5 protein-coding genes are annotated in these 4,680 nt (G+C 69.3%); 4 read left to right on the top strand and 1 reads right to left on the bottom strand.

The window, feature by feature from the left end; genetic code table 11:
• Nucleotides 1-2: 2 nt before the first annotated feature.
• Nucleotides 3-857, bottom strand: a complete 855-nt coding sequence (locus tag AC08OX_RS15080; protein WP_476608393.1) for a polysaccharide deacetylase family protein — start codon at nucleotides 855-857, stop codon at nucleotides 3-5.
• Between the two features lie 224 nt (nucleotides 858-1,081).
• Here AC08OX_RS15080 and AC08OX_RS15075 point away from each other — a divergent pair, with 224 nt between their 5' ends.
• The 4 genes from AC08OX_RS15075 to AC08OX_RS15060 form a co-directional block, all read left to right on the top strand.
• Nucleotides 1,082-2,386, top strand: a complete 1,305-nt coding sequence (locus AC08OX_RS15075; protein WP_476608392.1) for a YncE family protein — start codon at nucleotides 1,082-1,084, stop codon at nucleotides 2,384-2,386.
• Nucleotides 2,387-2,677: 291 nt separating this feature from the next.
• Nucleotides 2,678-3,037: a MerR family transcriptional regulator gene (locus AC08OX_RS15070; protein WP_476608391.1), complete on the top strand. Its 360-nt coding sequence runs from the start codon at nucleotides 2,678-2,680 to the stop codon at nucleotides 3,035-3,037.
• 103 nt (nucleotides 3,038-3,140) lie between these two features.
• Nucleotides 3,141-4,010, top strand: coding sequence for a TIGR03619 family F420-dependent LLM class oxidoreductase (locus tag AC08OX_RS15065; protein WP_476608390.1), 870 nt, complete (start codon nucleotides 3,141-3,143; stop codon nucleotides 4,008-4,010).
• Between the two features lie 266 nt (nucleotides 4,011-4,276).
• Nucleotides 4,277-4,680 (top strand): hypothetical protein (locus AC08OX_RS15060; protein ID WP_476608389.1); only part of this gene is annotated, 404 nt, incomplete at its 3' end.

Below are 4,680 nucleotides of genomic sequence, written 5' to 3'. Positions count from 1 at the left end.
CCTCAGGTGAGCAGGTCGTGGACCGGTACCGGGGTGAGGCCGGCCGTGCGCAGGTTCGCGACGATCCGGGGGAACGCGCTGACGGTGCCCGGGTAGCCGAAATGCATGCTCACGATGGAGCCTGGCCGGGTGCCGGCCCGCACCCGCGCGACGACGGTGTCGGCTCCGGGAGAGGTGTAGTCGAGCGGGTCGACGTCGAAGTCCACAACCGTGCGGTACCCGGCGGCGCCGGCCTCGGTGAGGATCAGCGGGGTGGCGGTGCTCGTGCCGGAGGGCCGGAAGTAGCGGCCCTGCGTCGGGGCCAGTCGGGCCAGGACGTCCCGGCAGCCGGTGATCTCCGCGGTCACCCGATCGGCTGGAAGCGTCGTCAGCGCCGGGTGGGTGTAGGTGTGGTTCGCCAGTTCGTTGCCGGCCGCGAGGATGACGGGGACGAGGTCGCGGTGCTGGTCGAGCCATTGCCCGACCGCAAACACGGTGATCGGTGCCGAGAGCCTGGCGGCGTCGGTGAGGAGCTGATGGGCCAGGGACAGATCCTGACCCGCCTCGTGCGGGCCGAGATGGAAGGTGAGCGCGACCTGGGACCGGTCACGCGGTCCGTGGGTGACCGCCGCCGCCGCGCCTCCCGGCACCAGCTCCGGGCCGCCGGCCGCGCCGGCAGCGAGCGAGGCCGCCGCGGTCTCACCCGATGTGCCGCCAAGGGCAGGGGCGAAGGGTGACGGCGTTGCTCCTGAGGACGCTGGTGGCGCCGAGGGGGTCGAGCCACCGGTACCGCAGCCCGCCAGCCCCGTGGCCGCCGCCGTACCGGCCACGGCCAGGAACTGGCGACGAGAGGTACCACGACCGGCCGGCTGGGACATGACGCTGAGGGTATCCCGGCCACTGGAGGCGCCCGATGGGCACCCAGGATCACCAGCCGGGTACCGTGAGGCCACGAGCGGCCAGACTCCGAAACGAGCCTTCTTGTCGGCAATGATCACGATCATGCGGCGATCAGTAAAATGTCTTTTTACCATATTCGATTATGCGGCCGTCCGACGGGGTCGAAGGGCCCCGCGTGAAAAGACGGTACTAGCGTGTTGGCATGCCAACCAGGGCGGAAGCGCATCAACCCCGGCCCGGGAAGCGGCCCCGGCCGTACGGCCCGATCCTGCTGGCCGGCCTGGTGGTCCTTGTCGTCGCCCTGCTGGCGGGCTGGGTTCTCCGTGACCCGGGCAACCAGGCTGCGAACGCTGGAGCCTTCCCGCAACCGCCTGCGTCCCCGGCCAGGGCGGGAGCAAGCCCCACCGCCGCCGTTGCTGGTGCTACCACCGTTGCTGTGGATGTGTACGCCCACGCCCATGCCGGGATGCTGAGCCCGGTCGTGCGCGACGATCCGCAGCTCGTCTATGTCCCGAACCTGTCCGACGGCACGGTCAGCGTCATCGACCAGCACACGCTGCGGGTAGTGGCCACCTACCCCACGGGGCGCGGCCCGCAGCATGTGGTCCCGTCCTGGGACCTGCGGACCCTGTGGGTCAACAACAACGTCGGGAACAGTCTGTCACCGATCGACCCGCGGACCGGGCGCCTCGCCGGCCGGGCCATACCGGTCACCGACCCTTACAACCTGTACTTCACCCTCGGCGGAAAGAGCGCGATGGTCATCGCCGAGGCGAACCACAGCGTCGACTTCCGCGACCCTCATACCTTCGCCCTGCGCCACAGCCTCGACGTGGGCAGCCGGTGCGCGGGCGTCAACCACGTCGACTTCTCCCCGGACGGCACCTATGCGATCGCCACCTGCGAGTTCGCCGGCCAACTGGTCAAGATCGACCTGGCGCACGAGCGGCTCCTCGGCTACCTCGATCTCGGACGCACCGCGGCCCCCCAGGACATCAAGATCGATCCTGCGGGCCGGGTCTGGTACGTCGCCGACATGAACGCCGGCGGCGTCCACCTCATCGACGGGGACACCCTCACCAAAACCGGCTTTGTCCCGACCGGCCCGGAGGCCCACGGCCTGTACCCCAGCCGCGACGGCCGCTATCTCTACGTCGTCAACCGGGGCGGCATGATGACCTCCGACATGGTCCCGTTCCCGCATACCGGTGATCGGGGCTCCGTGTCGGTCATCTCCTTCACCACCAGGAAGATCGTCGCAAACTGGGCCATCCCCAGCGGCGGGACTCCCGACATGGGCAACGTCAACGCCGACGGGACCCGGCTGTGGCTGTCCGGCCGGCGCAGCAACGTCGTGTACGTGTTCGATACCGGCGGGAACGGCGGGTCGGACCCGACGACCGGCCGGCTGTTGACCGAGATCCCGGTGGGCCACGAGCCGCACGGGCTCGCCGTCTGGCCGCAGCCCGGGCGCTACTCCCTCGGCCACACCGGAATCATGCGATAAGCCCTCGCGTGTTCGATACTGCTGTCCATCGGCTGTCCACCGGCGCACCGCCAGCACGATCACCTCCGGGGGAGGGGGAACCGGAGCCCCCCTACCTGCCAAGATGAGGTGATCCTCGCGGCGCTGTCCCGGCTGTTACCCCGGGCCCGCTGGGACGTCTTCTTCGTCACCCCGGCCACCGTGCTGCGGTGGCACCGTGACCTCCTCCGGCAACTTTCTTACCGGCGGCACGTTGCCTTGACGCCGGCGACAAGGTTTAGCGTCTTGCCCCGGGCGGGTGAAGGAGGCCGGATGCTGATCGGCGAACTGGCGGAACGGGCCGGCACGAGCACCCGCACGCTGCGCTACTACGAGTCACACGGGTTGGTACGGCCACGGCGCTCCGCCAACGGCTACCGCGTCTACGACGAGGCGGAGCTGCGAGTCGTCCACGAAATTCGGGCCCTGCTCGCTGTGGGCTTCGACCTCAACGACATCCGCCCGTTCGTCGCCTGTTTGCGGGCCGGCAACACGTCGGGACACGTTTGCCCGGACTCTGTGCTGGTGCTGCGACGCAAACTCGCCGAAGTCGATGCCTGTATCAAGCGGCTCGACGCGGTACGGCAGCAGTTGCAGAGCCAGCTCACTCAAGCGATCGCGATGCGGCCATAGTAACCGTCGCCGACCGACGAACAGTCATCGAGCCCAACGTCCCTGTCCGCCCGGCCAACGGCGGGCGGGGAGCAATGGGGTATCAGCAGATCGGAAGAATGAGATGAAGTTCGCAATCGGCTACAGCACGCCCTACTACGGTGTCGACCCGGACCGGATCACTGCCTACGCCCAGCATGCGGAGGAATGCGGCTTCGAGGCACTGTATCTGCCGGAGCACATCGTGCTGTACCCCGGGGCGATGGTCGGGTCCATCGAGATCCCGCCGTCGCTGCCCTACGCCGATCCCCTCGATTGCCTGAGCCTCGTCGCCGCGGCCACGAACCGGATGCTGCTCGGCACGGGCGTGCTGCTGCTTCCTTACCACCATCCAGTGGTCCTCGCCAAGCGACTGGCCACCATTGATGTGCTGTCCAAGGGGCGGATGCGGCTATTGACCGTGGGGCTGGGAACCTTGCCGGGCGAGGCCCAGGCGGTGGGGGTGGATTTCAGCACCCGTGGTCGCCGCGCCGACGAGGCGATCGACGTGATGCGACTGCTCTGGGCCGGAGGTGAGGACGGGGTCAGCTTCCGCGGGGAGTTCTTCGACTTCGACAACCTGTGCAGCTTCCCGAAGCCCTACGGCGTTACCCAGCTGCCCATCCACGTTGGTGGATCAAGTCGGGCGGCTGCACGCCGGGCCGGGCGGCGAGGCGACGGCTACTTTCCCGGCGGTGCGCTCGGTCCTGATGAGCGTAGCCTCCAACTAGACCTCGCCCGGTCAACCGCCTTCGAGGCTGGCCGTAATCCGGATGCTCTGGAGTACACGCGATGGGGGTCGATCGACATGACACCGGAACGGGTGGAGGCGTTCGCCGCGCAGGGTGTGACCCGCATCGTCGTGGGCGCCACGGCCATCGATCCAGTTCAGCAGCGCGACGAGATATCCGCGTTCGCCCAGCGGTTCGGCCTCCTCGACCGCCTGTCGACCTGACGGTTCGGCCAGACCAGGTCGGCGACGCGTATGTTCTCGACGCCCGCCAGCAGGCGGAGTTCACCTTCGCCCACTTGCCGGGTGCGACCTCATGTCGAGCTCGGCGACTTGCCCGCCCACCTCGCCGACGTCGCCGCCGGGCTACCGGCCAGCGGCACAGGTCCGGGTCGGTGTGGGCATCCCACCTGCACGCCGGCGCTTGATCCCACCCGCCGCCGGCTCCTGCCCCAGGACCGACCCACCCCCTTCTGCAGGGAGTCTCCGCCTTGACCAGCGACAACCACGGCACCATCGAAGCCGGCCGTGCCATCCGCCCCTACCTCGCCGACTGGTTCGCCCCCCAGGACGCCGCAGCCTTCGACCAAGGGATCGCCGCCCTGCTCACCACTGCCAACCCGGCCGACGCAGGAACCCAGGCTGGTCAGCTGCGCGTCCTCCTCGAAGGCCACCCTCACACCGGCCGGTTCCTGCGCGATGTTCTCGCCGACGCCCCGCACTACAGGCCGCCCGACCAGCAGCCCCGCTACCAGCGCACCCCCCGCCCCAGCCCCCTCGGCAACCCAGGTCCAGTCGCCGCCGACCGGTACAACTGCCCGGGCGGCGACTGGACCTGGGTGGCCGAGGGGGCTGGGGCGGGGGGTGCGCTGGTAGCGGGGCTGCTGGTCGGGCG

It is taken from the genome of Frankia sp. CoBUL1 (assembly GCF_978021245.1).
The sequence above is the reverse complement of the archived record's forward strand: the minus strand, read 5'-3'. Positions and strand labels throughout refer to the sequence as shown.